At 65.0% G+C, this 25,199-nt stretch carries 28 protein-coding genes and 1 other annotated feature; of the genes, 26 read left to right on the top strand and 2 right to left on the bottom strand.

Features of this window, described 5'->3' with window-relative positions:
* Positions 1-99: 99 nt before the first annotated feature.
* The 26 genes from C1A13_RS07815 to leuD all read left to right on the top strand — a co-directional run bounded on the left by C1A13_RS07815 (position 100) and on the right by leuD (position 23,039).
* Entirely contained in the window at positions 100-1,251 is a 1,152-nt protein-coding gene (locus tag C1A13_RS07815) for a THUMP domain-containing class I SAM-dependent RNA methyltransferase (RefSeq protein ID WP_101550783.1), read from the top strand.
* Positions 1,252-1,397: 146 nt separating this feature from the next.
* Positions 1,398-2,345, top strand: a complete 948-nt coding sequence (locus tag C1A13_RS07810) for an ATPase, T2SS/T4P/T4SS family (RefSeq protein WP_101550781.1) — start codon at positions 1,398-1,400, stop codon at positions 2,343-2,345.
* The gene (locus C1A13_RS07805) at positions 2,339-2,854 is read left to right on the top strand and encodes a stage III sporulation protein AB (protein ID WP_101550779.1); all 516 of its coding nucleotides are present in this window, start codon (positions 2,339-2,341) and stop codon (positions 2,852-2,854) included. Before C1A13_RS07810 ends, C1A13_RS07805 begins: the two co-directional genes overlap by 7 nt.
* 131 nt (positions 2,855-2,985) lie before the next feature.
* Positions 2,986-3,183: a stage III sporulation protein AC gene (gene spoIIIAC, locus C1A13_RS07800; RefSeq protein ID WP_006875388.1), complete on the top strand. Its 198-nt coding sequence runs from the start codon at positions 2,986-2,988 to the stop codon at positions 3,181-3,183.
* Between the two features lies 1 nt (position 3,184).
* Positions 3,185-3,580, top strand: coding sequence for a SpoIIIAC/SpoIIIAD family protein (locus C1A13_RS07795; protein WP_101550777.1), 396 nt, complete (start codon positions 3,185-3,187; stop codon positions 3,578-3,580).
* A complete protein-coding gene (locus tag C1A13_RS07790) occupies positions 3,577-4,779 on the top strand; it encodes a stage III sporulation protein AE (RefSeq protein ID WP_101550775.1) in 1,203 nt (400 codons plus the stop codon). Before C1A13_RS07795 ends, C1A13_RS07790 begins: the two co-directional genes overlap by 4 nt.
* A 49-nt stretch (positions 4,780-4,828) precedes the next feature.
* Positions 4,829-5,326 carry a hypothetical protein gene (locus tag C1A13_RS07785; RefSeq protein ID WP_101550773.1) on the top strand — a complete coding sequence of 166 codons (498 nt, stop codon included), beginning with the start codon at positions 4,829-4,831 and terminating at the stop codon, positions 5,324-5,326.
* Positions 5,323-5,910 (top strand): hypothetical protein, encoded by a 588-nt coding sequence (locus C1A13_RS07780; protein ID WP_146021703.1) that lies wholly within the window; start codon positions 5,323-5,325, stop codon positions 5,908-5,910. Before C1A13_RS07785 ends, C1A13_RS07780 begins: the two co-directional genes overlap by 4 nt.
* Positions 5,911-5,986: 76 nt before the next feature.
* Positions 5,987-6,532 (top strand): SpoIIIAH-like family protein, encoded by a 546-nt coding sequence (locus C1A13_RS07775; RefSeq protein ID WP_158595510.1) that lies wholly within the window; start codon positions 5,987-5,989, stop codon positions 6,530-6,532.
* Positions 6,533-6,721: 189 nt separating this feature from the next.
* A complete protein-coding gene (locus tag C1A13_RS07770; protein WP_172439211.1) occupies positions 6,722-7,096 on the top strand; it encodes an Asp23/Gls24 family envelope stress response protein in 375 nt (124 codons plus the stop codon).
* Between the two features lie 78 nt (positions 7,097-7,174).
* On the top strand, positions 7,175-7,690 hold the full coding sequence (gene nusB / locus C1A13_RS07765) for a transcription antitermination factor NusB (RefSeq protein WP_101550764.1): 516 nt from the start codon (positions 7,175-7,177) through the stop codon (positions 7,688-7,690).
* Between the two features lie 4 nt (positions 7,691-7,694).
* Positions 7,695-8,642 (top strand): peptidase M22, encoded by a 948-nt coding sequence (locus tag C1A13_RS07760; protein WP_101550762.1) that lies wholly within the window; start codon positions 7,695-7,697, stop codon positions 8,640-8,642.
* On the top strand, positions 8,636-9,847 hold the full coding sequence (gene xseA, locus C1A13_RS07755; protein WP_242970831.1) for an exodeoxyribonuclease VII large subunit: 1,212 nt from the start codon (positions 8,636-8,638) through the stop codon (positions 9,845-9,847). The genes C1A13_RS07760 and xseA overlap by 7 nt, the downstream gene beginning before the upstream one ends.
* On the top strand, positions 9,844-10,053 hold the full coding sequence (gene xseB, locus C1A13_RS07750; protein WP_101550761.1) for an exodeoxyribonuclease VII small subunit: 210 nt from the start codon (positions 9,844-9,846) through the stop codon (positions 10,051-10,053). Before xseA ends, xseB begins: the two co-directional genes overlap by 4 nt.
* Positions 10,040-10,921 carry a polyprenyl synthetase family protein gene (locus tag C1A13_RS07745; protein WP_101550759.1) on the top strand — a complete coding sequence of 294 codons (882 nt, stop codon included), beginning with the start codon at positions 10,040-10,042 and terminating at the stop codon, positions 10,919-10,921. The genes xseB and C1A13_RS07745 overlap by 14 nt, the downstream gene beginning before the upstream one ends.
* Before the next feature lie 33 nt (positions 10,922-10,954).
* The gene (locus tag C1A13_RS07740; protein ID WP_101550757.1) at positions 10,955-11,464 is read left to right on the top strand and encodes a divergent PAP2 family protein; all 510 of its coding nucleotides are present in this window, start codon (positions 10,955-10,957) and stop codon (positions 11,462-11,464) included.
* A gap of 17 nt (positions 11,465-11,481) precedes the next feature.
* The gene (gene dxs, locus C1A13_RS07735; RefSeq protein ID WP_101550755.1) at positions 11,482-13,347 is read left to right on the top strand and encodes a 1-deoxy-D-xylulose-5-phosphate synthase; all 1,866 of its coding nucleotides are present in this window, start codon (positions 11,482-11,484) and stop codon (positions 13,345-13,347) included.
* A gap of 16 nt (positions 13,348-13,363) precedes the next feature.
* Complete coding sequence (locus C1A13_RS07730; protein ID WP_101550753.1) at positions 13,364-14,164, top strand: TlyA family RNA methyltransferase; 801 nt, start codon at positions 13,364-13,366, stop codon at positions 14,162-14,164.
* 24 nt (positions 14,165-14,188) lie between these two features.
* Positions 14,189-15,040, top strand: a complete 852-nt coding sequence (locus C1A13_RS07725) for an NAD(+)/NADH kinase (protein WP_101550751.1) — start codon at positions 14,189-14,191, stop codon at positions 15,038-15,040.
* 101 nt (positions 15,041-15,141) lie between these two features.
* Positions 15,142-15,603, top strand: coding sequence for an arginine repressor (locus C1A13_RS07720; RefSeq protein WP_101550749.1), 462 nt, complete (start codon positions 15,142-15,144; stop codon positions 15,601-15,603).
* 40 nt (positions 15,604-15,643) lie between these two features.
* Positions 15,644-17,320, top strand: coding sequence for a DNA repair protein RecN (gene recN / locus C1A13_RS07715; protein ID WP_101550747.1), 1,677 nt, complete (start codon positions 15,644-15,646; stop codon positions 17,318-17,320).
* A gap of 88 nt (positions 17,321-17,408) precedes the next feature.
* The gene (gene tyrS / locus C1A13_RS07710) at positions 17,409-18,635 is read left to right on the top strand and encodes a tyrosine--tRNA ligase (protein WP_101550745.1); all 1,227 of its coding nucleotides are present in this window, start codon (positions 17,409-17,411) and stop codon (positions 18,633-18,635) included.
* A gap of 26 nt (positions 18,636-18,661) precedes the next feature.
* On the top strand, positions 18,662-19,291 hold the full coding sequence (locus tag C1A13_RS07705) for an ECF transporter S component (RefSeq protein ID WP_101550743.1): 630 nt from the start codon (positions 18,662-18,664) through the stop codon (positions 19,289-19,291).
* 69 nt (positions 19,292-19,360) lie between these two features.
* Positions 19,361-19,609: a binding site (T-box leader), on the top strand.
* An 84-nt stretch (positions 19,610-19,693) separates the two neighbouring features.
* Positions 19,694-21,223 carry a 2-isopropylmalate synthase gene (locus C1A13_RS07700; RefSeq protein ID WP_101550741.1) on the top strand — a complete coding sequence of 510 codons (1,530 nt, stop codon included), beginning with the start codon at positions 19,694-19,696 and terminating at the stop codon, positions 21,221-21,223.
* Positions 21,224-21,269: 46 nt separating this feature from the next.
* Complete coding sequence (leuC, locus tag C1A13_RS07695; RefSeq protein ID WP_101550739.1) at positions 21,270-22,529, top strand: 3-isopropylmalate dehydratase large subunit; 1,260 nt, start codon at positions 21,270-21,272, stop codon at positions 22,527-22,529.
* Between the two features lie 15 nt (positions 22,530-22,544).
* Positions 22,545-23,039: a 3-isopropylmalate dehydratase small subunit gene (leuD, locus tag C1A13_RS07690; protein ID WP_101550736.1), complete on the top strand. Its 495-nt coding sequence runs from the start codon at positions 22,545-22,547 to the stop codon at positions 23,037-23,039.
* Positions 23,040-23,085: 46 nt separating this feature from the next.
* Here leuD and larC read toward each other — a convergent pair whose 3' ends face one another.
* Together larC and larB are read right to left on the bottom strand one after the other, a co-directional pair.
* Entirely contained in the window at positions 23,086-24,435 is a 1,350-nt protein-coding gene (gene larC, locus C1A13_RS07685) for a nickel pincer cofactor biosynthesis protein LarC (protein WP_101550734.1), read from the bottom strand.
* Positions 24,432-25,190: a nickel pincer cofactor biosynthesis protein LarB gene (gene larB, locus C1A13_RS07680; RefSeq protein ID WP_101550732.1), complete on the bottom strand. Its 759-nt coding sequence runs from the start codon at positions 25,188-25,190 to the stop codon at positions 24,432-24,434. Before larB ends, larC begins: the two co-directional genes overlap by 4 nt.
* Positions 25,191-25,199: the final 9 nt, after the last annotated feature.

The following is a 25,199-nucleotide window of genomic DNA, read 5'->3' as shown; positions in this document are numbered from 1 at the left end:
GTGTCTTTTTTCTTTTGTGGATTTATGCTATAATCTGATTATAAGAATGTAAAAAGAATCCCCGCGCAAATGGATGGCGCGCGGCCGGAAAGGACCACCATGGATAAAAAAGTGACGATTACCTGCCCCTGCCTCTTTGGGCTTGAGAGCGTGCTCTCCTTCGAGGTCAAAAAGCTCGGCGGGGAAAACATCACCGTTTCGGACGGGCGGGTGACCTTTGAGGGGAACCTCGCGATGGTCGCCAAGGCGAACATCTGGCTGCGCACCGCCGAACGGGTGGGAATCGTGATCGGGAAGTTCCGCGCCGAGACGTTCACCGAGCTTTTCGACGGGACGGCCGCGCTGCCGTGGGAGGACTTCATCGGGGTGGACGACCAGTTCCCGGTGAAGGGCTGGTCGCGGAATTCCAAGCTGTTCAGCATGTCCGACTGCCAGTCGATCATCAAGCGCGCGATCGTGCGGCGGTTTGAAAACGTCTACCACAAGGAGATTTTCGCCGAGACGGGCGCGATCTACCAGGTGCAGTTTTCCATCCTCAAGGATACGGTGACGCTGCTGCTCGATACGACGGGCGCGGGGCTCCACAAGCGCGGCTACCGCGCCAACGCGAACGAGGCGCCCATCAAGGAGACGATCGCGGCCGGCATCGTCGACCTCGCGCGGGTGCGGGGGGATTCCCTCGTCTACGACCCGATGTGCGGCTCCGGCACCATCGTGATCGAGGCGGCGCTCAAGGCGCTCAACATCGCGCCGGGCATCCGGAGGCGGTTCGCGGCGCAGAGCTGGAAGTGCTTCCAGAACGGCGTCTTCGACGAGGTGCGCCGGGAGGCTTCGGCGCAGGTGCGCCGCGACGCGGTCTTCGAGGCGTTCGCCAGCGACATCGATCCCGAGGCGGTGCGCCTGACGCGGGAAAACGCCGCGAAGGCGGGAGTCGCCGGGCGCATCCATGTCCGGCAGGCGGACATCAAGGATTTTGCGCCCGAGATTCCCGAGGGGCGCAGGGGGGTCCTCATCACCAACCCGCCCTACGGGGAGCGGCTGCTCGCGGCCTCCGAGGCGGAGGAGATCTGCCGTACGATGGGGCAGGTTTTCCCGCAGCGTGACGACCTCGGCTATTACATCATCAGCCCGCACGACGATTTCGAGGGGGTCTTCGGGCGGGAGGCGGTCCGCCGCCGCAAGCTCTATAATGGCATGATCAAATGCCAGGTCTACATGTATTTTAACAGCAGGCACGGGGAGAAGGCCTGACCTTCCCCCGAAACGGAATCAGGATTTTATTAGGCCGCCCGCGGAGAAATCCGCGGGCGGCCCTTTTGCGCCTGTCCGGTCTCCGGTTCTAAAAAAGCGGACGGGCTAATAAGATAGGAGGGAAGACTGGAAAAGGACGTGATGAAATGAAGGAAGACGAACGCTACCTCTCCGCGGCGGCGACCCTTGGGGAACGGGTGCGGCGGGTGCTTTCGCGGGTCCCCGCGCAGATCGCGGCGGAGGTGACGGAAATCCGTTTGCGGACGGGAAAGCCCCTCGGGCTGATGGCGTCGGCCAAGGTGCTCTTTGTGGATGAAAACGGCGGGGTCTCCGACCGGCCCGCGCTGAACGCCTTTCTCCTGACCAAGGCGGACATGCAGGACTCCTTTGTGACGCTGTGCGGCTGGGCGGTGCACAGCCACCAGCGGGAGCTGTGCGACGGCTACCTCTCGGTACGCGGCGGACACCGCGCGGGCATCGCGGCGACAGCCGTGGCCGAGGAGGGGAAGGTGACCGCCGTGCGGGACATCACCTCGATCAACCTGCGCGTCGCGCGGGAGATCTACGGGGCGGCGGACCCGCTCGTGCGGGGCTGCTTCTGGGACAGGCCGTGCGGCGTGCTCATTGTCGGGCCGCCCGCCAGCGGCAAGACGACGCTGCTGCGCGACACGGCGCGCCAGCTCTCCTCCGGTTCCCCCGGCGGCTACCTTAAGGTATGCGTCGTCGACGAAAGCGGGGAGATCGGCGCGGCCTCGGGCGGCGTCGTACAGAGCGAGCTGGGGCCCTGCTGCGACCTGCTTTCCGGCTACCCGAAGGCGAAGGGGCTGCAGATCGCGGTGCGCTACCTCTCCCCGCAGGTGATCGTCTGCGACGAGATCTGCACCGACGGCGAGGTGGAGGCGGTGGCCGCCGCCGCCAACAGCGGCGTGGCGGTCGTGACCTCGCTGCACGCCGCCGACTACGGGGAATTTCTGCGCAAGCCGCAGGCCAGGCGGCTGCTGGAGACGGGCGCGTTCCAAAAGCTCGTGCTGCTGGAGGGCGCGGAAAGCCCCTCGAAAATCCGGGAGATCAGGGAGGTGCCGGCGCCATGCTGATGATATTGAAGGTTTGCGGAATGCTGCTGGTGGTCGCCTGCACCACCTCGATCGGAATTTCGATGGCGCAGGCGCTTTCCCGCCGTGTACGGGAGCTGGAGGGCTGCATCGCCCTGCTGACGGGGATGGAGGGGGAGCTTTCCTACAGTCTGGCGCCTCCCGACGAGGCCGTCGCGCGGCTGGAGGAGCGGGAATCGGCGCAGGAGGCGCCCTTCCTGCCCGCCTGCGCTGCCCTCTGCCGGAAGGGAACGCCCTTTCCGCAGGCGTGGCGGGAAGCGGTGGAAAAGCAGGGCGGGAGCCTCACCCGGGAGGACGCCGCGATTGTCGAGGCGCTGGCCGACACCCTCGGGCAGTGCGACCTCGACGGGCAGCTCTCGAGCCTTTCCCACGCGAAGGCGCTGCTCGCCATGCAGCTGGCCGCGGCCCGAGAACGGTGCGAATCCCACGGCAAGCTCTACCGCACGATGGGCCTTTTGGCGGGAGCCTTTGTGGTGGTCTTTTTCATTTGATGCCTGTACTGCGAAAACAGGCCGCCTGCGGGGGCCGGGGAAGCATCCGGAAAAAAGAGTTCTGAACCGGGAGGGACAGGCATATCTATAATGCAAAGGACAAGTTTGGCGGGAAAGGACGATGAAAGATTATGGATGTGGATTTGATCTTTAAAATCGCGGCGATCGGGATCATTGTGGCGGTCCTCAACCAGGTGCTGATCCGCTCGGGGCGGGAGGAACAGGCGATGATGACCACCCTTGCGGGGCTGATTGTCGTGCTGATGATGATCATCGTGCAGATCAACACGCTGTTCGAGACGGTCAAGAGCGTCTTTGGGCTCTACTGACATGAATATGATGACGATTACCGGGCTGGCGATCGTCGCGGTCGCGCTCGGCACGGTGCTCAAGCAGAAAAACCCCGAGTACTCCCTGCTGCTTTCGCTGACGGCGGGCGTTCTGATCCTCGGGATGATCATCACCTCCGCGCTGCCGCTTTTCGAGCGGATCCGGTCCCTTTTCGAGGCGACGGGCGCCAAGGCGGAATACGTGCAGATTCTCTTCAAGGCGCTGGGGCTCTGCTTCATCACCCAGATCGCCTGCGACGCCTGCCGCGACCTCGGGGAGACGGCGATCGCCTCCAAGGTGGAGACGGCGGGCAAGCTGTCGGTGCTGCTCGTCAGTTTGCCGCTCTTTGAAAAGATCCTCGGCATCGCGGGCGGCCTGATCGGGGGTGCGGGATGATGCGGCGGCTTGTGGGGTTTTTCGCGGCGCTGTTTTTGGCCGGCCTCTGCGGGACGGGCGCCTTCGCGGTGGAGCTGGTCACCTGGGACAGGCCCGGCGACGCGGCGGAGGCGTGGGGCTACGCAGGCGCGGGGGAGGGGGATTACGACCTGAGCCGGGAACTCGACGCGGTGGGCGCGGACGAGCTGCTCGGCGAACTGCCGGACGACGCGCAGGATCTGATGGAGCGCACCGGGCTGCACGGCATCGACTACAAGGAGCTGCTCGCCCTCTCGCCCGAGGCGTTCTTCCGGGAGATCTGGGGGCTCGTGAAGGAGCGCATCCGCCTGCCGCTGACCGTCTTCGGCGCGGTGCTCGGCACGGTGCTGCTCTGCGCCATGCTCGACGGGCTCAAGACCTCCCTCTGGGAGGGGACGCTGTCGACCGTCTTCGCGGCGGTGGCGGTGGTGTGCGTGGCGGCGTCGATCGTCTCGCCGATCATCGACTGCATCACGACGACCGCCGCGGCCATCCGCGACTACTCCAACTTCGTCCTCGCGTTCATCCCGATCTTTTCATCGATTGTCACAGTCGGGGGGCAGGCGGTGACCGCCACCACCTACACCGCCTTCCTCTTCATGGCCTGCCAGGTGGTCTCGCAGGTGGTGGCGGGAATCTTCGTGCCGCTGATGGGGGTCTACCTCGCCTTCTGCGTGGTCGGGAACCTCGCGCCCGGCGTCGACGTGTCGGCGGTCGCGGGCGCGATCAAATCGGCGGTGTCGTGGGCGCTGGGGCTGCTGCTCACCCTCTTCGTGGGGCTGCTCTCGCTCCAGACGATGGTTGCGTCGGGCAGCGACACGGTCGCCTCCAAGGCGGCGAAATTTCTGATTGGCAGCTTTGTACCGGTGGTGGGCGGCGCGCTCTCCGACGCCTTCGTCGCGACGCAGGGGTACCTGAGGCTCCTCAAGGCGACGGTCGGCGTGTTCGGCATCCTGATCGCGCTGATGACCTTCCTGCCCGTCTTCCTGCAGACGGTGCTGTGGTATTTCACCGTGAACCTCGCGGGGGCGGTGAGCGAGATGCTCGGCGTAAAGCCGGTGGCGAGCATCCTCAAAAGTTCCTCCGCCACGCTGGGCATCCTCATCGCGGTCATCCTCTGCTTCGCGCTGCTCATCGTCATTTCGACCTCGCTCGTCATGATGGTGTCCACCGGGGTATAGGACGGGGTTTTCGGGGACGTGTCATATTTTCGCGGGGAGGGAACGTATATTGGATAGTGTCAGGCAGTGGGCGTTCGGCATCTGCGCCGCGGCGATCGCCTGCGCGCTCGCGCAGCTCATCCTGCCGAAGTCCAGCATGCAGCGGGTCTTCAACATTACCTGCGGCGTCTTTTTCCTCGGGTGCCTGCTTTCGCCGGTCGTGCTGCCGTCCGCCTCGGTCGAGCTCACGCCGCCGGAATCGGTCCAGCGGCGGATCGAGGAAAAGGCCGGACGGCTTGAGAGCGCGGTGGAGGAGGGCGCGCAGGAACGCGCGACCGAAAGCGTGCGGCTGGAGGCGATGCGCGCCCTGCGGGACATGGGCATCAGCTACAACAAAATTTACATAAATGTACATGACGACGGGCAGGGCGGCATATCTATTAGTGAGTGCGAGGTGGAGCTCGACCGCAGCTATCTGCCCCGGCACGACGAGATCCGCGCCGCATTGACCGAACGCCTCGGCGTCAGGGTACTGATTGGATATGACGACAAAGGAGTGACCTCATGAATGGGACCAGATTGGGCGCGGGACTGCGGGAAAAGCTGGACGCGGTCTTCAAGGGAAAGCACAGCCGCACCCTACTATTCGTCGGGATAGCCGGCATGGCGCTGATCTTCCTTTCGACGGTGATCCAGACCGGAGGCTCCAACAAGCCGAATCCCAGCGTCGGGGCGGGGCAGCTTACCTCGCAGGAGTATGTGGCGCAGCTGGAGGATCGGCTCACCGGGATCGTGGGGAGCATCGAAGGGGTGGGCCGGTGCCAGGTGATGGTCACGGCCGAAAGCGGCGTCGAATATGTCTACGCGGTGGAGGAGACGCAGAACGTCAACCGCACCAACAGCTATAACGGCGACGAGGTGGCCCGGGAGACCCAGCAGGAGAACACCGAGCAGAAATACATCGTCGTCGACGCCGGGAACGGCAAAAAGGAGGCGCTCGTCAAAACCGAACGGCAGCCCGCCATCCAGGGGGTCGTCATCGTGTGCGAGGGCGCGGGGAGCATGGTGGTGCAGGAACGGGTGACGCAGGTGGTCACCACCGCGCTCGGAATCCCCTACAACAAGGTGTGCGTCACCAAGCTCAGCAAATGATTCGTGCATACCCTGCGGCGGCAGCCCGCAGTTTATGGCCATAAGTTCAGTTTATCAAAAGAGGAGGAACCCCCGTATGAATATGATTATCGGCAAAAAACAGATCATCCTGGCATCCCTGGTGGTAGGGCTCGGGCTGGCCGTCTACGTCAACTATCAGTTCGCCAGGACGGACGGCGACCTGACCGCGACCGGCGCGCTCGCCAATGACAAGAACTACGGCGACGCCCAGCTGGTCGACGCGAACGACCCGACGGTGGACGACATCGACGGCGAGGCCTATTTTGCCGAGGCAAAGGTCACCCGCCAGCGCTCCCGCGACGAGTCGGTCGAGACCCTCAAGAATATGATGGCCAGCGCGGACGTCGACCCGGACATCAAGGCGGAGATGGCGCTCAAGGCCACCGAGATCGCAAAGTCGATCGAGACGGAGGGCAAGATTGAAAATCTCATCAAGGCCAAGGGCTTCGAGGACTGCATGGTCTACTACGACACCGACAACGTCGACGTGGTGGTCAAGACGGAGGGGCTCGAAGCGGACCAGGTGGCCCAGATGAAGGATATCATCCTCAAGGAGACCAGCATCCCGGTCGAGAACATCTCGATTGTCGAGATCAGTTAGCCCGCAGCCGGAATCTTCACCAAAAAAGCCTGCTGAAAAGCAGGCTTTTTCCTTCTCCTTTCTTTGCGGAAAAGATTGCATATACGGTTGTATATTCGGAATTTTATGATATAATATTCCTGTATGCTACACTGGCTCCCGAAAAACAATCGGACACATCCGTTTCTCGCCATACAAAGGAGAATGATTATGCAGAGTCACGACCAGAATCAGGCGGCAGGCAATCTCAAGATTTCCCGCGAGGTGATCGCCACCATCGCGCGCTACGCGGCGCTGGAGATCGAAGGGGTGGACTCCCTCGCTTCCTTTGCGACCAATCTCAAGGGCTGGCTGCTCAAAAAACAGTCCGCCAAGCCGATCGGCATCGACCTGTCGGACGACGTGGCCGTCATCGAGCTCCATGTGAACATCAAGGCGGGCGTCAACATCCCCGAGACCGCCGAGAAGATCCAGTCGGCCGTCAAGGAGGCCGTCCAGAACATGACCGGGATCGCCGTTTCGCGGGTCAACATCAACATCGCCGGCATCGTCTTTGCCGAGCCCGCCGAGCAGACGGAAGCCTGACCAAAAAACGATTCACTGCCCTCCGAGGCCCCCTTGGAGGGTATTCTTGTCGCAGACGTACAATTAGGAGAGGACAATATGAAACGAAGCGAATCCCGCGAGCAGGCCTTTATGCTGGTATTTGAGCGCTCCTTCAAGGAGGAATCGGTCGACGAGATCATCGAGGAGGCCGTGATCGGCCGCAACCTCGAGGTGGATGATTATGCATACCGCCTTGCAAGCGACGTCTGCGATCATCTGCCCTGGCTTGACGAGACGATCACCGCCCACTCGAAAAAGTGGAAGCTCAACCGCATGTCGCGCGTGGCGCTGACCATCCTGCGGCTGAGCCTGTGGGAGATCGACAACGTTGACACGGTGCCGGTCGGCGCCTCGATCAACGAGGCGGTCGAGCTGGCCAAAAAATACGGCAGCGCCGACGACTTTTCCTTTGTCAACGGGGTGCTCGGCGCCTATGTGCGCGCGAAGGGGCAGGATGTGCCCGAGGCGCGCCGGGCCGAGGAGGAGGCCGCGGCTTCGGCCGGGGAGGCGAAGGCGGAGGACGAGGCGGTCCGCGCCGCCAAAGAGGCCGCCGCCGAAACGGCGGCGGAGTAACGCGATGGCCTGGTACCTCGGAATCGACACGAGCAACTACACCACCTCCGCCGCCCTCTATGATTCGGAAAGCGGCGCGGTGCGCCAGCAAAAACAGCTCCTTCCGGTGAGAGAGGGGGAGCTCGGCCTGCGGCAGAGCGACGCGGTCTTCGCGCATGTCAAACAGCTCGGCGCGCTGGTCGAGGCCCTCTTTGAAGCGGGGCCCCCGCCGCTCGCGGGCGTCGGTGCGTCGGTGCGCCCGCGTGACGCCGAGGGCTCCTATATGCCCTGCTTTCTCGTCGGGGAGGCGGTTGCCCAATCGGTCGGCGCCGCCTGCGGCGCGCCGCTCACGCGGGTATCCCACCAGTCGGGACACATCGCGGCGGCGCTTTTTTCCGCCGGCCGGCTCGACCTGATCGGGGAGCGGTTCGCGGCCTTCCACCTGTCGGGCGGCACGACCGAATGCCTGATCGCCGAACCGGGCGGGCCGTGCGGCTTTACCGTGCGGCTCTTCGCCCGTTCGCTCGACCTCAAGGCGGGGCAGGCGGTCGACCGCGTGGGCGGGATGCTTGGCCTGCGGTTTCCCGCAGGGCGGGAGCTCGAACGCCTCGCGAAGGAATCGGAAAAGACCTACCGGGTGCGCCCGGTGATGAAGGGGGCGGACTGCTCCCTCTCCGGGATCGAGAACCGCTGCCAAAAGATGAAGCTCGACGGGGAGGCGGACCGCGATATCGCGCGCTACTGCCTCGACAGCATCCTCGCCGCCCTCTGCGGCATGACCGAGGCGGTCCGGGCGCGGTTCGGCGAGCTGCCCATCCTCTACGCGGGGGGCGTCATGTCCAATTCGATCATCCGCGAGGCGGTGACCGCGCGGTACGGGGGCTATTTCGCCGACCCGCAGTTTTCCTCCGACAACGCCGCCGGGGTCGCGATTTTGGCCTCGCGTGCGGGAGAGGGGGGGACGGCGTGCTGAAGAACCCCACCGTTGTTTCGGTCTCCCAGCTCAACCGCTATGTGAAATCTCTCCTTGAATCGGACCACGTCCTTTCGGGGCTGATGGTCCGGGGGGAGATCTCCAATTTTACCCGGCACTACAAGTCGGGGCACCTCTATTTCACGCTCAAGGACGATTCCGCCGCCGTCAAGGCGGTGATGTTCCGCAGCTACGCGGCGCGCGTGCCCTTTTCGCCCGAGAACGGCATGTCGGTGATCGTGAGCGGTTCCGTCTCCCTTTACGAGCGGGACGGCAGCTACCAGTTCTATGTGACCGACATGCAGCCGGACGGGATCGGCGCGCTCCACCTGGCCTATGAGCAGCTCAAGGCGAAGCTCGCGGCCGAGGGGCTCTTCGACGAGGCGCGCAAGCGCCCGCTGCCGCCCTATCCCGAGCGGATCGGCATCGTGACGAGCGAGGGCGCGGCGGCGCTGCAGGATATGCTCAATATCCTCTCCCGCCGCTACCCGGCGGCAACGGTCGTGCTCTGTCCCGCGCAGGTGCAGGGGGCGGGCGCGGCAAGGACGCTGATCGACGGCATCCGCGCCCTCAACGCCGCCAAAGCCTGCGACCTGATCATCATCGGGCGGGGCGGCGGCTCGATCGAGGACCTCTGGGCCTTCAACGACGAAGCCCTCGCGCGCGCGATCGCGGCGAGCGGCATCCCGGTGATTTCCGCCGTCGGGCACGAGACCGACTTTACGATCGCCGACTTCGCGGCCGATTTGCGCGCGCCGACCCCCTCCGCCGCGGCGGAGCTCGCCGTGCCCAACATGGCCGACCTGCAATATTACCTTGCCGATCTCGGCGCGCGCTGCCACGGGGCGGTCGTCCGCCGTATCGAGGGGACGGAGCTCCGGCTGCGCCAGCTGCGCGCCGGGCTTACGACCCCCGAGGGGGTCCTGCGCGCCTGCGGACTGCGGCTGGACGCGTTGGAACGGGAGATCCGCGCGGGCGTTCTGCAAAGGCTGGACGGCGCGCGAAACCGCCTGCAATATCTCGGCGCGCTCGTGGAGGAGCGCAGTCCGATGAAGATCCTCTCCCGCGGCTACAGCCTGACGAGCGCGGACGGGCGCACCGTCCTCTCGGCGGAACAGGTGAAGCCGGGGGACCTGCTGACGACGCGGGTCGCCGACGGAGAGATCTTGTCGAAAGTGACCGGGACGAATAGGAGGACGACATGACCAAGACGATGACGCTGGAAGCCGCGGTCGCGCGGCTCGAGGAGATCGCCGCGAAATTGGGCGGCGACGTTTCGATCGACGACGCGGTCAAGCTCTATGGCGAGGCTGTAAAGCTGCTGGACTTTGCAAACGGAAAGCTGGAGGCCGCGAAGCTCAAGGTCGAAAAGCTGGCGGCGCCGAAGGAGACGGAAGATGAACCGGTATGAGCAGCAGCTCGCGTCCTACGCGACGCAGGTAAACGACGCGCTGCGGGAACGGCTGCACTTCGACCGGGAGCTGCGGCAGATCGTGGTCGTCGACGCGATGCGCCACAGCCTGCTCGACGCGGGCAAGCGGCTGCGGGCGGCGATGGTGCTCGAGTTCGGGCGGCTCACCCACGCCTCCCGGGAGGGGGCGATGGCGCTGGCCTGCGCGATCGAGATGATCCACGCCTACTCTCTCATCCACGACGACCTGCCCTGCATGGACGACGACGATTTCCGCCGGGGCAAGCCCTCCTGCCACAAGGCGTTCGGCGAGGCCAACGCCCTGCTCGCGGGGGACGGGCTGCTCACGCTGGCGTTTGAGACGGCCGCCGACGCGCCCCTTTCCGACGCGCAGCGGGTGGAGGCGGTCCGCACCCTCGCTAAGGCGGCGGGGGTGTGCGGGATGCTCGGCGGCCAGGTGATCGACCTCGGCTGCGAGGGCAAGCCGGTCGACCTCGAGACGCTGAACACCCTCTACGCGCTCAAGACGGGCGCGCTGCTGCGCGCCTCCGCGCGGCTCGGCTGTCTCGCGGGGAACGCGGGGGAGGAGCTCCTGGAGACGGCGGACCGGTACGCGCGGGCGTGCGGGCTGGCGTTCCAGATCACCGACGACATCCTCGACGTGGCGGGCGACGCCGAAAAGCTCGGCAAGCCGACCGGCAGCGACGAGGAAAACCACAAGACGACCTATGTCACCCTGCTGGGGCTTTCGGGCGCGCGGGAGCGCGCGCGGGAACTGATCGGCGAAGCCGGGGAATGCGTCGCGGCGATCCCCGGCAATGAATTTCTGCTGTGGGTCGCGGAGATGATCCTCGGCAGGGACCACTAAAGCATCCGGACAACCGCCGGACTGGAGGAAGTTATGAACCCATTGAGAGTACTGATCAGCAACTATGTCATCGACGTGGGGTTTCTCGCGTGGTTCGCGGCGCAGCTGCTGAAGACGATCCTGGCCTATATCCCCAGCCGCAAGATCATCTGGGAACGCATGGTGGGCTCGGGCGGGATGCCCAGCTCCCATTCGGCGCTGGTGTGCGCGGTGTCGGTGGGCGTGGCCAAAAAGCTCGGCTACGCCTCCCCGGAGTTCGCGCTCTCGCTGGCGATGGCGGGCATCGTCATGTACGACGCGATGGGGGTGCGCCGCGCCGCCGGGGAGCAGGCGAAGGTGCTCAACAAGATGGTCATCGATTTCAAGGAGATCTTCCAGATGCTCAAGGAGGAGTTCGACGCGCTCGCGCGCGGCGAGGACGCGCCCGAGGAGCGCGGCGGCCCGAACAAGCGCCTCAAGGAATTTTTGGGGCATACGCCGCTGGAGGTGCTCTGCGGTGCGGCGCTGGGGATCCTGATCGCCGCGCTGATCCCGGCATTCTGATAAAGTGGGGTGTTCCTTTGGCTAAATATAATCTGCTCAACCGCCTGGAGCTGCCCGGCGGCGTCAAGCGGCTGAATCCGGAGCAGCAGAAGATCCTCTGCTGGGAAATCCGCCAGAAGCTGCTGCATACCCTTTCGGAGAACGGCGGCCACCTCGCCTCCAACCTCGGCGTGGTGGAGCTGACCGTCGCCCTGCACACCGTTTTTGACGTCCCGCAGGACGCGATCGTATGGGATGTGGGGCACCAGTGCTACGCGCATAAGATGCTGACCGGCCGGCTCGGGGCGTTTTCGACCATCCGGCGGGAGGGGGGGCTCTCCGGCTTCCCGCGCCCGGGTGAGAGCGGCTGTGACGCCTTTATCGCGGGGCACGCGAGTACCTCGATCTCCGCCGCCTGCGGGCTCGCGACGGCCAAGGCGCTTTCGGGCGACCGGCACCACGTGGTCGCGGTGGTCGGGGACGGCGCGTTTACCGGCGGGATGATCTACGAGGCGCTCAACAACGCCGGGCGTACCGGAAACCGGCTGATCGTCGTGCTCAACGACAACGATATGTCGATCTCCAAAAGCGTGGGCTCGCTCGCGCGTTATCTCGCCTCCAAGCGGACGAGCGAGGGGTACTTAAACCTGAAAAACCGGGTGGAGGACGCGCTGAAGAAGATCCCCGTCGTCGGCAGGGAGCTGCGCGATGTGATCTCCGACTCCAAGGCGGCCTTCCGCCAGCTGCTCTACCATTCGAACCTCTTCGAGGATTTCGGCTTCGACTATCTCGGCCCCGTCGACGGGCACGACATCCCCGCGCTTGTACAGGCGCTGCGCCGCGCGAAGGAGCTCGAGAAGCCGGTCGTCCTGCACGTCAACACCGTCAAGGGCAAGGGCTGCGACTTCGCGGAGAAAAACCCCGCCCGTTACCACGGGGTGGGCGGCTTCGACCGGGCGAGCGGGAAGCTCAAGGCCCCCTCCGAGAGCTTTTCCTCGGTGTTTGGGCGGGAGCTGGTCCTGCGCGCGCGCCGGGATCACAAAATCTGCGCGATCACCGCCGCGATGGAGGAGGGCACGGGCCTCTCCGCCTTTGCCGCGGAGTTCGGCCCGAAAAACCGCTTCTTCGACGTGGGGATCGCGGAGGAACACGCGGTCACCTTTGCCTGCGGACTCGCCGCGGGCGGGATGAAGCCGGTGTTCGCGGTCTATTCGACCTTTTTGCAGCGCGGGTTCGACCAGATCATCCACGACGCGTCGATCGAACGGCAGCACATCGTGCTCGCCGTCGACCGGGCGGGGATCGTGGGGGAGGACGGGGAGACCCACCAGGGGCTTTTCGACGCGGCGTTCCTTTCGGAGATCCCCGGCGTGACGGTCTATTCCCCCGCAACCTACGGCGATCTGCGCTACGCGCTTGACCAGGCGTTCGACTGCTGCGACGGGGTCGCGGCGGTGCGCTACCCGCGCGGTGGGGAGATCCCGGTGGACGAACGCCTCGGCTACCGGCCGGGGGAGTGGTTCCACCACAGAAGCGGCGGCCAGACGCTGATCGTCAGCTACGGGCGCGCCTTCGGGGAGGCTTACGGCGCGATGGAGCTGCTCGCCGCCGAGGGGAAAAAGGCCGACCTGCTGAAGCTGCACCGCATTTCGCCCATTCCGGACGCGTGCGTACAGCTCGCGAAGAAATACCGCGCGATCTACTTTGTGGAGGAGGGCGTCCGGCAGGGGGGCATCGGGGAGCATTTCCTCGACGCGCTCTCGCGGGTGCGCTACCGCGGCCGCATGACGATCGGCGCGGTGGAAAACCCCTTCATCCCCGCGATGCCCGCCGATTCGGCGCTCAGGCGCTGCGGGCTCGACGCGCACACGGTTGCGCGCGCGATTTCGGAACTCTACTTCTGACCTGACGGAGGACGACGTGAAAAAACGACTGGATGTCCTGCTGGTGGAGCGCGGGCTCTTCCCGAGCAGGGAAAAGGCGAAGGCGGTCATTATGGCGGGGCAGGTGTATGTCGACTGCCAGAAGGCCGACAAGCCGGGCATGGACGTGGAGGAGGCCGCCGCGCTCGAGGTGCGCGGGGAGACCCTCCGGTACGTCAGCCGGGGCGGCCTCAAGCTTGAAAAGGCGATACGGGTCTTTCCGGTCGTGCTCGAGGGGAAAACCTGCATGGATATTGGCGCGTCGACCGGCGGCTTCACCGACTGCATGCTGCAAAACGGCGCCGAAAAGGTCTACGCGGTCGACGTCGGCTACGGCCAGCTCGCCTGGAAGCTGCGGACCGACGGACGGGTCGTCAACCTGGAGCGCACCAACATCCGCTATGTCACCCGCGAACAGGTGCCCGACCCCATCGATTTCGCGAGCGTCGATGTGTCCTTCATCTCCTTGAAGCTCGTGCTGCCCGTGGCGGCGGAGCTGCTGCGCGGTGGCGGCGGGATGGTCTGCCTCGTCAAGCCCCAGTTTGAGGCGGGGCGCGGCAAGGTGGGTAAGAAGGGGGTCGTGCGGGAGCGCTCGACCCATGTGGAGGTGCTGGAAAACGCCGTCGGCTACGCGGCGGAGAACGGTTTTTCGGTGGCTGGGCTCGACTTTTCGCCGGTCAAGGGGCCGGAGGGCAACATCGAATACCTCATGTACCTCCGCAGGGAGGAGGGGGGCGCCCTCCCGGAACGTGAGGAGATCGCGGCGCTGGTGGAGCGTTCCCACGCGGCGCTTGACTGAATCTTTGGAAGGGATGTGGTGCGGATGGAGCAGAAAACCGTATTAATCATGCCGAACCTGTCCAAATATAATACTGTCTGGCTGATGAAGGCGATCATCGGGCAGCTGCGCGCCGCCGGGTGCGTGCCGGTCATGGACGAGCGGTTCCGGGGCCAGTTCGGGGAGGTCGGCTACGGCGCCTTCGACCGGCAGATCGCTGCCTGCGACGTGGTCGTCACGGTCGGCGGAGACGGCACCATCCTGCACGCGGCCAAGCACGCGGTCGAATACCAAAAGCCGATCCTCGGGATCAACACGGGCAGGCTCGGATACCTCGCGCAGGTGGAGCCCAACGAGCTGGAATACCTCGCGCGGCTTTCGAGCGGGGATTACACGATCCAGGACAGGATGCTGCTCGAGGTGGAGATCGACGGGGTCCCGGGCGTGCGCCACGCCCTCAACGACGTCGTGATCTCCAAGGGGGAGCTCTCGCGGCTGGTCGACCTTGATATCGAAAGCGGCGGCCGCCCGGTCGGCAGCTACCGCGCCGACGGGCTCATCTTCGCGACGCCCACCGGCTCGACGGCGTACTCCCTCTCGGCGGGCGGCCCGATCGTCGACCCGGCGATCGGCACGATCCTTCTGACGCCCATCTGCCCGCACTCCCTCTACGACCGGTCGGTGCTCCTTTCGCCCGACATGGAACTCACGGTGCGCAGCCGGTTCGTCAACAACCCCGACAGCATTCTCGTCAGCGTGGACGGGGAGAGCTTCGCGGGGCTCGGCGCGGACCGGACGGTGCATATCCGCCGCTCGGAGAAGGCGGCGCGGTTTATCAGTTTCCCGGAGAAGAGCTTCACCGACATCCTCGGGAAAAAGCTGAAGGCGCGGGGTTAGGCCCCGTGCGAAGGGGTCCCCGCCGTCCACCGGCTGCGCGCGGCGAGGACGGAGCACGGACAAATTGACGCCGGCGCGCAGCGGCGAAGGGGAAGAATCGTATGAAAGCAAAACGTCACGCCAAAATCCTGGAACTCATCAATTCCCGGCCGATCGACACGCAGGACGAGCTGCTGGGCCTGCTGCGCGAAAGCGGCTTTTCGGTGACGCAGGCGACCGTATCCCGGGATATCAAGGAGCTGCGGCTAGTCAAGACGCTGACCCCCGACGGCAAATACCATTACGCGGCGCACGCCGACCTTCCCAAAAGCGAAATGTCCAATAAGTTCCTGCTGATTTTCTCCGAGTCGGTCAAGGAGATCGATTCGGCGGGCAACATGCTGGTGATTAAATGCTTCACCGGCATGGCGAACGCCGTCTGCGCGGCGCTCGACACCCTCCACTGGAGCGGCGTGGTCGGGACCCTTGCAGGGGACGACACGATCTTCATGGTCATGCGGGACGACCACAACGCGCGCGAACTGGTGCTGCAGCTCCGCAAGATGATGAGCGCCGGCCAGTAGGGGCGGCGCGTTTTCAATGCCGGAATAACGGGGTGAGAAGATGCTTTCACAGCTCTACATAAAGAATATTGCGGTAATCAGCGAGGCGGCGATCGATTTTACCGGCGGCCTCAACGTCTTTACCGGCGAGACGGGCGCGGGGAAAACGATCCTGATCAGCGCCATCAACGCCGTGCTGGGGGAGCGCACCTCCAAGGAGATCATCCGCACGGGGGAGGAGAAGGCGGTCATCTCCGCCCTCTTCACCGGGCTTTCGCCCGCGGCGGCCGCCGCGCTCGGGGAGGCGGGTTACCCGCCCGAGGAGGACGGCGTGCTCATCAGCCGGGAGATCACGGCGGACGGGAAATCAGCCTGCCGTATCGACGGCAGGCCCGCCACCGCCGCGATCCTCAAAACCGTCGCGGCGCACCTCATCAACGTGCACGGCCAGCACGACAACCAGCAGCTGCTTTCCCCGGCAAAGCACCTCGGCTTCATCGACGGGTACGGTGAGCTGGAGCCGATGCTGGAGGAATACCGGAACGCCTATCGCGCCTATTCCGCCGCCAGGCGGGAGCTCGAGCAGATCGACACCGACGAGGCGGAGAAGGCGCGCCGCATCGATCTGCTGGGCTACCAGATCGGGGAGATCGACGCGGCGCAGCTCACGCCGGGGGAGGAGGACGAGCTGCGCGCGCAGCGCAAGCTCTTCAAGAACGCGCTGGCCGTCACCGAGGCGCTCGGCGGCAGCCTCGCGGTGCTCGACGGGGACGACGAGACGCCGGGGCTCTCCACCCAGCTCGGCGCGCTGGTCGAGCAGATGGAGCAGGCCGCCCGGTATATGGACGCGGCCCGGCCGGTCAGCGAGCGGCTGACCGAGCTCTCCTACGAATTCGAGGGGTTCGCGGGCGACATCCGCGGCCTGCTCGAGGGGTTCGACTGCGACCCCCGCCAGCTCGACGCGATCGAAAGCCGCCTCGACCTGCTCTACGGCCTCAAAAAGAAATACGGCGGCTCGGTGGAGGAGATCCTCGCCTTCCGCGACCGGGCGGCGGAGGAGCTCCGGAAGATCGAGCGGTCGGACGAGCGCGCCCGGCAGCTCCAGGAGGAGCTTTCGGGGCTGCTCGCCGAGGCGCGGGCGCGCGCCGAAAAGCTCTCCGCGGCTCGCGGGGACGCCGCAGAGCGGTTCACCGCGCGGGTGATGGAGGAGCTTGCCTTTTTGGACATGCCCTCGGTGACCCTTACGGTACGGCGCCGCGAAAAGCTCCTCTCTCCCGACGGGATCGACGAGCTGGAGCTCTATATCTCCACCAACGTCGGCGAGGAGCCGCGCTCGCTCGCGAAGATCGCGTCGGGCGGCGAGCTCGCGCGCATCATGCTGTCGGTCAAGAACGTGATGGCCGGGCGGGACGACATCGGCACCCTCATCTTCGACGAGGTGGACACCGGCGTGTCCGGCCGCGCCGCCCAGAAGATCGGCCACAAGCTGCGGCAGGTCGCCGCGGACCGGCAGGTGATCGTCGTCACCCATCTGGCGCAGGTCGCCGCCTACGCGCAGCACCACCTGCTCATCTCGAAAACGGCCCGCGACGACCGCACCTTCACGTCGATCACCCCGCTCGAGGGGGAGGACCGGGTGCGGGAGCTCGCGCGCATCACCGGCGGCGAAACCCTCAGCGAAATCGCGCTCGAACATGCCCGCGAGATGCTGCGGGAGGCGGACGGGGCCTTCCGGTAGGGGTTGTACTTTGTGCTTTTGCATGCTATACTGGTAAAAATCCGCCCAGCGGATGGTAACAAAGAAATTTTAACAAGGGGAAAGATCGATGACAGTATTTGAAGAATTAACCCGACGCGGCCTGATCGCGCAGATGACCCACCCGGAAAAGATCGAGGAGCTTCTGAATAACGAGAAGGTCACCTTCTATATCGGGTTCGACGCGACTGCGGACAGCCTCCATGTCGGCCACTTTCTTCAGTTGGTTGTGATGCGCCGCCTCCAGCTTGCGGGACACCGCCCGATCGCGCTGCTCGGCACGGGGACCACCCTTATCGGGGACCCGACCGGGCGCACCGATATGCGCAAGATGCTCACGCCGGAGGCGATCAACTATAACGCCGAGTGCTTCAAGCGCCAGATGGAGAAGTTCATTGACTTTTCCGACGACAGGGCGCTCATGCTGCGCAACGGCGACTGGCTCTGCAAGCTCAACTACATCGAGCTGCTCCGCGACGTGGGCGTCTATTTCTCGGTCAACCAGATGCTCACGATGGACAGCGTCAAGACCCGCCTGGAGCGCGGGCTCTCCTTCCTGGAGTTCAACTATATGATCATGCAGAGCTACGACTTCTTAAAGCTGCACCGCGACTACGGCTGCCGGATGGAGCTGGGCGGCAACGACCAGTGGGCCAATATCCTCGGCGGTATCGACCTGACCCGCCGCGTCACGGGCGACGAGGTCTATGGCATGACCTTCACGCTGCTCACCACCAAGGAGGGCAAGAAGATGGGCAAGACGGAGAACGGCGCCGTCTGGCTCGACCCGGAGAAGACCTCGCCCTACGAGTTTTTCCAATACTGGCGCAACGTCGCGGACGCCGATGTTATCAACTGCCTCAAGCTGCTCACCTTCCTGCCGATCGAGGAGATCGAGGCGATGGAGGATTGGGAGGGCAGCCAGCTCAACCAGGCCAAGGAGACGCTCGCCTACGAGCTGACCAAGATGGTGCACGGCCAGCCGGAGGCCGACAAGGCGCTGGCCGCCGCGCGCGCGCTTTTCGGCGCGGGCAGCCAGAGCGACGACATGCCCACGACCACCCTTTCGGCCGCTGACCTTGCCGGTGGGAGGATCGCGGTGGCGGACCTGCTCGTGAAGACCGGGCTCGCGCCCTCCAAGGGGGAGGCCAAGCGCCTCATCCAGCAGGGCGGCGTGTCCGTCGACGATGAAAAGGTTTCTGACTTTACAGTTGAAATCGGCACGGACGCCTTTGAAAAGGGCCACGTGATTCTCAAAAAGGGCAAGAAAATCTACCACAAGGTCCTGCTGGGCTGAACCCTGGCGCGCTGGGAGGCGGCGAGATGAAGGAATCCCTTTCCCGCACAAAATATCTCTCGATGCTGGGGCTGCTGGCCGCGATGGAGATCGTGCTGACCCTCACGCCGCTCGGGTTCATCCCGCTCGGCGTGACCAAGGCGACGACCCTGCACATCCCGGTCATCCTCGGCGGCGTGCTGATGGGGCCGCTCGCGGGAGGCATCCTGGGCGGCGTGTTCGGGCTGCTCAGCGTGATCACCAACACCTTCCAGCCGACGATCACCTCCTTTGTGTTCACGCCCTTCTATTCGCTCACCCCCGAATACAGCGGGAACCTGTGGAGCCTCGTTATCGCGATCCTGCCGCGGGTGCTGATCGGCGTCTTTTCCGCGTGGGTCTTCCGCCTGCTGCGCAGGGCCTTCAAGGGGGATACGGCCGCGTTCCTCGGCGCGGGAATCGTCGGCGCGATTACGAATACCGGCCTTGTAATGGGCGGCATCTACCTCTTTTTCGGCGCGAGCTACGCCGCCGCCAAGGGGATCGCGCGGACTGCGCTGCTCGGCGTGATCATGGGCGTCATCGGGCTCAACGGCGTGCTTGAGGCGGTGATCGCCGCGGTGCTGACCGTCGCGCTCGGTAAACCGCTGGCCACGGTGCTTCGCCGGATGCGTTGAAAATTTTGGGAAATTTACGTCTTGACAAACGCGGCTTTGCGCGTTATCATGTCTAACAAGATGAATACGTCAAAGGCGTTGACGGGGAACAAAACACATCCCGCGCGTTTGCAGAGAGCCGCCGGTCGGTGCGAGGCGGTGCCGCGAATGTGAATAACTCGCCCCCGAGCTGCCGGTCGAAAGCTCCATTTGCAATTAGAACCGGACGGAACCCCGCCGTTAGATGGGGAGCGCATTGTTGGATGCGGTCGAGCGGGCTGCCTATGGCGGTCAATGAGAGTGGTACCACGGAAGTTTTTCAAAACCTTCGTCTCTTTTTTGGAGAGGCGAAGGTTTTTTTGTTTTCTCCGCGATCCGCGCTGACGTTTCTCGAAATCTCATTACGGGAAAGGGGAAATCACCATGAGCACAAGAACGGTCAAGATTTTCGACACCACCCTGCGGGACGGGGAACAGTCCCCGGGATGCAGCATGAACTTCAACGAGAAGCTGGAGATGGCGCGCCAGCTCGAGCGGCTGGGCGTGGACGTCATCGAGGCGGGCTTCCCGGTCTCGTCGCCCGACGACTTCCGGGCGGTCGAGGCGATCGCCAAGATCGTCAAGAATTCCACCGTCGCGGGGCTCGCGCGCTGCGTCGAGGGGGACATCCAGCGCGCGTGGGACGCGGTCAGGCACGCCGCGCATCCGCGCATCCACGTCTTTCTCGCGACGAGCGACATCCACATGAAATACAAGCTCAAGATGACCCCCGACCAGGTCGTCGCCCGCGTCGCCGAGATGGTCCGGTTCGCGCGCAGCCTCTGCCCGGACGTTGAATTTTCGGCCGAGGACGCCTCCCGCAGCGACCGCGACTTCCTCGTCAAGGTGTTCGACACGGCGATTGCGGCGGGCGCCTCGACAATCAACATCCCCGACACGGTCGGCTACAGCACCCCGAACGAGATGTACGACCTCGTCGCCTATGTAAAGGCGCACCTCCAGAATCCCGCCGTGGACATCTCGGTCCACAACCACAACGACCTCGGCATGGGGGTCGCGAACACGCTGGAGAGCATCCGGGCGGGCGCGACGCAGGTCGAATGCACCGTCAACGGCATCGGCGAGCGCGCGGGCAACGCCGCGATGGACGAGATCGTCATGGCGCTCAGGACCCGCGGGGATTTTTACGGATGCACGACGGGCATCAACACCCGCCAGATCTACCGCACGAGCAAGCTGCTCTCCACGATCATCGGCGTGGGAATCGCGCCCAACAAGCCGATCGTCGGCGCGAACGCCTTCGCGCATGAGAGCGGCATCCACCAGCACGGCGTGCTCGCCGAACGCACCACCTACGAGATCATGAGCCCCGACGACGTGGGCATCTACCAGAACAAGATGGTGCTCGGCAAGCACTCGGGTAAGCACGCGTTCGCCGACCGGATCGCCGAACTGGGCTACCGGATGTCCGACGAGGACATCGCCGAGGCGTTCGAGCGTTTTAAGGAGATGGCCGACCGCAAGAAGGAGATCACCGACCGCGACATCGAGGCGCTCGTCGGCAACGCGGCGATCTCCGACGTGAAGGAGACCTACGGGCTGAAGAGCTTCGTCGTCAATTCGGGCACCGTCATCTCCGCGACGGCGGTCGTGCGGCTCGTACGGGACGACGGGGAGGAAAAGGAGCATGTGGCGCGCGGCGAGGGCCCGATCGACGCGGCCTTCAACGCGATCGACCGCATCGTCAAGATGGACACCAAGCTGGAAAACTGGACGATGCAGGCGGTTACCGAGGGCGAGGACGCGCTCGGCGAAGCGATCTGCAAGATCAGCTGCAACGGCCACACGGTCACCGGGCGCGGCCTGAGCCCCGACATCCTCGAATCCTCCATCCGCGCCTACGTCAACGCAATCAACAAGGCGATTGCGATGGAAGAAAAAGCCATGATATAATCGCCGCAGACGGTGGAAAACACTCTGATGGAAATGGGGAATTGACATGGGAATGACGATGAGCCAGAAGATTCTGGCCAAAAAAGCGGGCCTCGACTCCGTCGCGCCCGGCCAGCTCATCAACGCGGACGTCGACATGGTGCTCGGCAACGACATTACCACGCCGGTCGCGATCGACGAGTTTGAAAAGTACGGCTTCGACAGCGTCTACAGCAAAACGGGCATCTCGATCGTGCTCGACCACTTCGTGCCCAACAAGGACATCAAGGCGGCGCAGCTCTCCAAGCGCTGCCGGGAGTTCGCCGGGAAATACGGCATCGAACATTTCTTCGACGTGGGCCGCATGGGCATCGAGCACGCGCTGCTGCCCGAGCAGGGGATCGTCGCGCCGGGCGAGCTGATCGTCGGCGCGGACAGTCACACCTGTACATACGGCGCGCTCGGGGCCTTCTCGACCGGCTTCGGCTCGACCGACATGGCCGCCGCGATGGCCACCGGCAAGTGCTGGTTCAAGGTGCCCTCCGCCATCCGCTTCAACCTGACCGGCAAGCCGGGCAGGTGGGTGAGCGGCAAGGACGTCATCCTGCACATCATCGGGATAATCGGCGTGGACGGCGCGCTCTACAAATCGATGGAGTTCGGCGGCGAGGGGCTGGGGAACCTCTCGATGGACGACCGGCTGACGATCGCGAACATGGCGATCGAGGCGGGCGCGAAAAACGGCATCTTCGAGGTGGACGAGGTGACGCTCGCCTATGAAAAGGGCCGCGTGGACCGCCCCTTTGAAATCTATGCGCCCGACCCGGACGCGGTCTACGACGCGGTCTATGACATCGATCTCTCCGCGATCAGACCGACCGTCTCCTTCCCGCACCTGCCGGAGAACACCCGGACGATCGACGAGGTCGGGGAGGTGAGGATCGACCAGGTGGTCATCGGCTCCTGCACCAACGGCCGCATGAGCGACCTGGCGGCAGCCGCCGAAATCCTGCGCGGCAGGAGGGTGGCGGACGGGGTGCGCTGCATCGTCATCCCCGGCACCCAGCAGATTTACAAGGAGGCGATGGAGGCCGGATACCTCTCCGACTTCATCGAGGCGGGCTGCGCCGTCTCGACGCCGACCTGCGGCCCCTGCCTCGGCGGGTATATGGGTATCCTCGCGGAGGGGGAGCGGTGCGTCGCGACGACAAACCGCAACTTCGTCGGCCGCATGGGGCATGTGAAGAGCGAGGTCTACCTCGCGTCGCCCGCCGTCGCGGCGGCCAGCGCCGTGGCCGGGAAGATCGCCGGCCCCGACAGCCTGTAAGGGAGGAATCAACCAATGAAAGCTACCGGAACCGTCCACAAATATGGGGACAACATCGATACCGACGTCATCATCCCCGCGCGCTGCCTCAACATCTCCGACCGCGGGGAGCTCGCCTCCCACTGCATGGAGGACATCGACGCGGAGTTCGTCAAAAAGGTGCGGCCGGGCGACATGATCGTCGGCGGCTGGAACTTCGGCTGCGGCTCCTCCCGCGAGCACGCGCCGATGGTCATCAAGGAAAACGGCGTCTCCTGCGTGATCGCCAAGACGTTCGCGCGCATCTTCTACCGCAACGCGATCAACATCGGCCTGCCGATCCTCGAGTGCGAGCAGGCGAGCGACGCGATCCAGAACGGCGACCGCGTCGAGGTGGACTTCGATACGGGCGTCATCCGAAACCTCACGCGGGAGGAAAGCTACACCGCCGCGCCTTTCCCCGCGTTTATAAAAGAGATCATCGACGCGGACGGCCTTTTGAATTCCATCCGCCGCAGGATGGGGAAATGACAAAACGCCCGCCGGCCACCAAGTGGCCGGCGGGTGTTTTTCGCTTTCATGCTTCGGATTCGCAGGCGGCGACGGCATGCCGCCAGACCGTTTCAAACGGAACGCCGTGCGCCTTGGCGGCGGCGAGCACGTCGGCGTACTCCGGCTTCTCCTTGGCGACCCCGTGGCCGCTGCTCCGCTTGACGCAGATGGGGCCGTAGGGGGTGTCCACCGTCGAAAGGGAGGACCGCAGCACCGTGCGGCGGCAGGTGTGCTCCCGCACGCCGAGGGTCGAGGTGTGCAGGAGCATGGCTTCGACCACCGCCTGCTTCTGCGCGGGACGGGCAAGGCAGGTGAGCATCACGCCCGGCCGGTTCTTTTTCATCTGGATGGGGGTCAGGAAGACGTCGAGCGCGCCCGCAGCAAAGAGCAGGTCGACCGCCGCGCCGACCGCCTCGGGGGTCATGTCGTCGAGGTTGCAGCGGAGCTCGCAGGTTTCGTCCATGCCGCCGTCCTCCTCGCCGAGGAAGGCGCGCAGGCAGTTGGCGCGCTCAAATTCCTTGCTGCCCATGCCGTAGCCGATCTTTTCCGCCGCCATAACGGGCATCGGGCCGAAGGAGGAAACAAAGTGCCGCAGCAGCGCCGCGCCGGTCGGGGTGCAGAGCTCGCCGCGCACCTCGCCGCCGTAGGCGGGCACGCCGCGCAAAAGGTGGGCGGTGGCGGGCGCGGGCACGGGCAGAACCCCGTGCGCGCAGCGCACGAAGCCGCTTCCGACGTGGACGGGGGAGGCGGCGACGCGGTCCGCGCCGATCAGGTGGAAGAGCAGGCAGCAGCCGACGATGTCCGCGACCGCGTCCATCGAGCCGACCTCGTGGAAATGCACCTCCTCGGCCGCAACGCCGTGCGCGTGGGATTCCGCCTCGGCGATGAGACGGTAAACGGCGATCGCGTCCGACCGGACCTCGGCGGGCAGGTCGAATCCTTCGATCAGCGCGCGGATATCGGAAAAGCTGTAGTGATGATGCCCGTGCGGATGGCTGTGGCCCTCTCCGTGTTCGTGGCCGTGTTCGTGCGTGTGCGGCGCCTCCCCGCCGTGCTCATGCTCATGAAGGTGGGGAGCCTCTCCGTGGTCGTGCTCATGGGGGTGCTCATGGACGTGGGGCGCCTCCTGCGTGTGGGGATGGGCATGGCCGCCGACGTCCTCGCTCTGCTCCTCCTCGCCGTGCACCCTGACGCGGACGTGGGTGCCGGTGATGCCGCATTTCTGCATGGGTTCGCCCGTGATCTCCACGCCGGGGATGCCCAGCGCGTTCATCCGGGCGAGAAAGGGCGCGGGATCGGGCAGCAGCTCGAGCAGCGCGGCCATCAGCATGTCGCCCGCCGCGCCCATCTGACATTCGAGATAGAGCGTCTTCATGATTTCGTCCCTCCCATGTGGTTGATCATGCTGGCAAGATAGCCCGCGCCGAAGCCGTTGTCGATGTTGACGACCGAAACGCCGCTCGCGCAGGAATTTAGCATCGAGAGCAGGGCGGAGAGCCCGCCGAAATTCGCGCCGTAGCCGATGCTGGTGGGCACGGCGATGACCGGGCAGTCGCACAGCCCGCCGATCACGCTGGCGAGCGCCCCCTCCATACCCGCGACGGCGATCACCACGCGGGCGCTCATGAGCACGTCCAGCCTTGCGAGAAGCCGGTGCAGCCCCGCGACCCCCACGTCGTAGAGCCGCTCCACCGGGTTGCCGAGCGACTCGGCGGTGACGGCGGCCTCCTCCGCGACGGGGATGTCGCTCGTGCCGCCCGTCGCGACGACGATCCGCCCCCCCGTGTCGGGCGCAGGACGCTCCCCGGCGAAGGCGATGCGGGAGACGGGGTCGTAGCTGATCTCGATTTCCGCCGCGACCGCCTCCGCCGCCTCGGGAGAGAGGCGCGTGATGAGCACGCCGCTGCCGCGCGCCAGCATCGAGCGGGTGATGCCGACGATCTGTCCGGGCGTCTTGCCGCTGCCGAAGATGACTTCGGGGACGCCCTGCCGCAGGGCGCGGTGGTGGTCCACCTTCGCGTAGCCCAGATCCTCAAACGGGCACATCTTCAGGTCCAGCATCGCCTGCTCGGGCGTGACCGCCCCCGCTTTGACCTCCTGCAAAATCTGTAAAATCCGGTCCTGTTCCATCAAGTCGTC

This window comes from Anaerotruncus massiliensis (ex Togo et al. 2026), from assembly GCF_900199635.1.
GTDB classification, from domain to species: Bacteria; Bacillota; Clostridia; order Oscillospirales; family Ruminococcaceae; genus Anaerotruncus; species Anaerotruncus massiliensis.
The sequence above is the reverse complement of the archived record's forward strand: the minus strand, read 5'-3'. Positions and strand labels throughout refer to the sequence as shown.

Excerpts from the sequence above, each read along its gene's own strand:
- C1A13_RS07815 (WP_101550783.1), top strand. The coding sequence starts at position 100 with ATGGATAAAAAAGTGACGATTACCTGCCCCTGCCTCTTTGGGCTTGAG.
- C1A13_RS07810 (WP_101550781.1), top strand. The coding sequence starts at position 1,398 with ATGAAGGAAGACGAACGCTACCTCTCCGCGGCGGCGACCCTTGGGGAA.
- C1A13_RS07805 (WP_101550779.1), top strand. The coding sequence starts at position 2,339 with ATGCTGATGATATTGAAGGTTTGCGGAATGCTGCTGGTGGTCGCCTGC.
- spoIIIAC (WP_006875388.1), top strand. The coding sequence starts at position 2,986 with ATGGATGTGGATTTGATCTTTAAAATCGCGGCGATCGGGATCATTGTG.
- C1A13_RS07795 (WP_101550777.1), top strand. The coding sequence starts at position 3,185 with ATGAATATGATGACGATTACCGGGCTGGCGATCGTCGCGGTCGCGCTC.
- C1A13_RS07790 (WP_101550775.1), top strand. The coding sequence starts at position 3,577 with ATGATGCGGCGGCTTGTGGGGTTTTTCGCGGCGCTGTTTTTGGCCGGC.
- C1A13_RS07780 (WP_146021703.1), top strand. The coding sequence starts at position 5,323 with ATGAATGGGACCAGATTGGGCGCGGGACTGCGGGAAAAGCTGGACGCG.
- C1A13_RS07775 (WP_158595510.1), top strand. The coding sequence starts at position 5,987 with ATGAATATGATTATCGGCAAAAAACAGATCATCCTGGCATCCCTGGTG.
- C1A13_RS07770 (WP_172439211.1), top strand. The coding sequence starts at position 6,722 with ATGCAGAGTCACGACCAGAATCAGGCGGCAGGCAATCTCAAGATTTCC.
- nusB (WP_101550764.1), top strand. The coding sequence starts at position 7,175 with ATGAAACGAAGCGAATCCCGCGAGCAGGCCTTTATGCTGGTATTTGAG.
- C1A13_RS07760 (WP_101550762.1), top strand. The coding sequence starts at position 7,695 with ATGGCCTGGTACCTCGGAATCGACACGAGCAACTACACCACCTCCGCC.
- xseB (WP_101550761.1), top strand. The coding sequence starts at position 9,844 with ATGACCAAGACGATGACGCTGGAAGCCGCGGTCGCGCGGCTCGAGGAG.
- C1A13_RS07745 (WP_101550759.1), top strand. The coding sequence starts at position 10,040 with ATGAACCGGTATGAGCAGCAGCTCGCGTCCTACGCGACGCAGGTAAAC.
- C1A13_RS07740 (WP_101550757.1), top strand. The coding sequence starts at position 10,955 with ATGAACCCATTGAGAGTACTGATCAGCAACTATGTCATCGACGTGGGG.
- C1A13_RS07725 (WP_101550751.1), top strand. The coding sequence starts at position 14,189 with ATGGAGCAGAAAACCGTATTAATCATGCCGAACCTGTCCAAATATAAT.
- C1A13_RS07720 (WP_101550749.1), top strand. The coding sequence starts at position 15,142 with ATGAAAGCAAAACGTCACGCCAAAATCCTGGAACTCATCAATTCCCGG.
- recN (WP_101550747.1), top strand. The coding sequence starts at position 15,644 with ATGCTTTCACAGCTCTACATAAAGAATATTGCGGTAATCAGCGAGGCG.
- tyrS (WP_101550745.1), top strand. The coding sequence starts at position 17,409 with ATGACAGTATTTGAAGAATTAACCCGACGCGGCCTGATCGCGCAGATG.
- C1A13_RS07705 (WP_101550743.1), top strand. The coding sequence starts at position 18,662 with ATGAAGGAATCCCTTTCCCGCACAAAATATCTCTCGATGCTGGGGCTG.
- C1A13_RS07700 (WP_101550741.1), top strand. The coding sequence starts at position 19,694 with ATGAGCACAAGAACGGTCAAGATTTTCGACACCACCCTGCGGGACGGG.
- leuC (WP_101550739.1), top strand. The coding sequence starts at position 21,270 with ATGGGAATGACGATGAGCCAGAAGATTCTGGCCAAAAAAGCGGGCCTC.
- leuD (WP_101550736.1), top strand. The coding sequence starts at position 22,545 with ATGAAAGCTACCGGAACCGTCCACAAATATGGGGACAACATCGATACC.
- larC (WP_101550734.1), bottom strand. The coding sequence starts at position 24,435 with ATGAAGACGCTCTATCTCGAATGTCAGATGGGCGCGGCGGGCGACATG.
- larB (WP_101550732.1), bottom strand. The coding sequence starts at position 25,190 with ATGGAACAGGACCGGATTTTACAGATTTTGCAGGAGGTCAAAGCGGGG.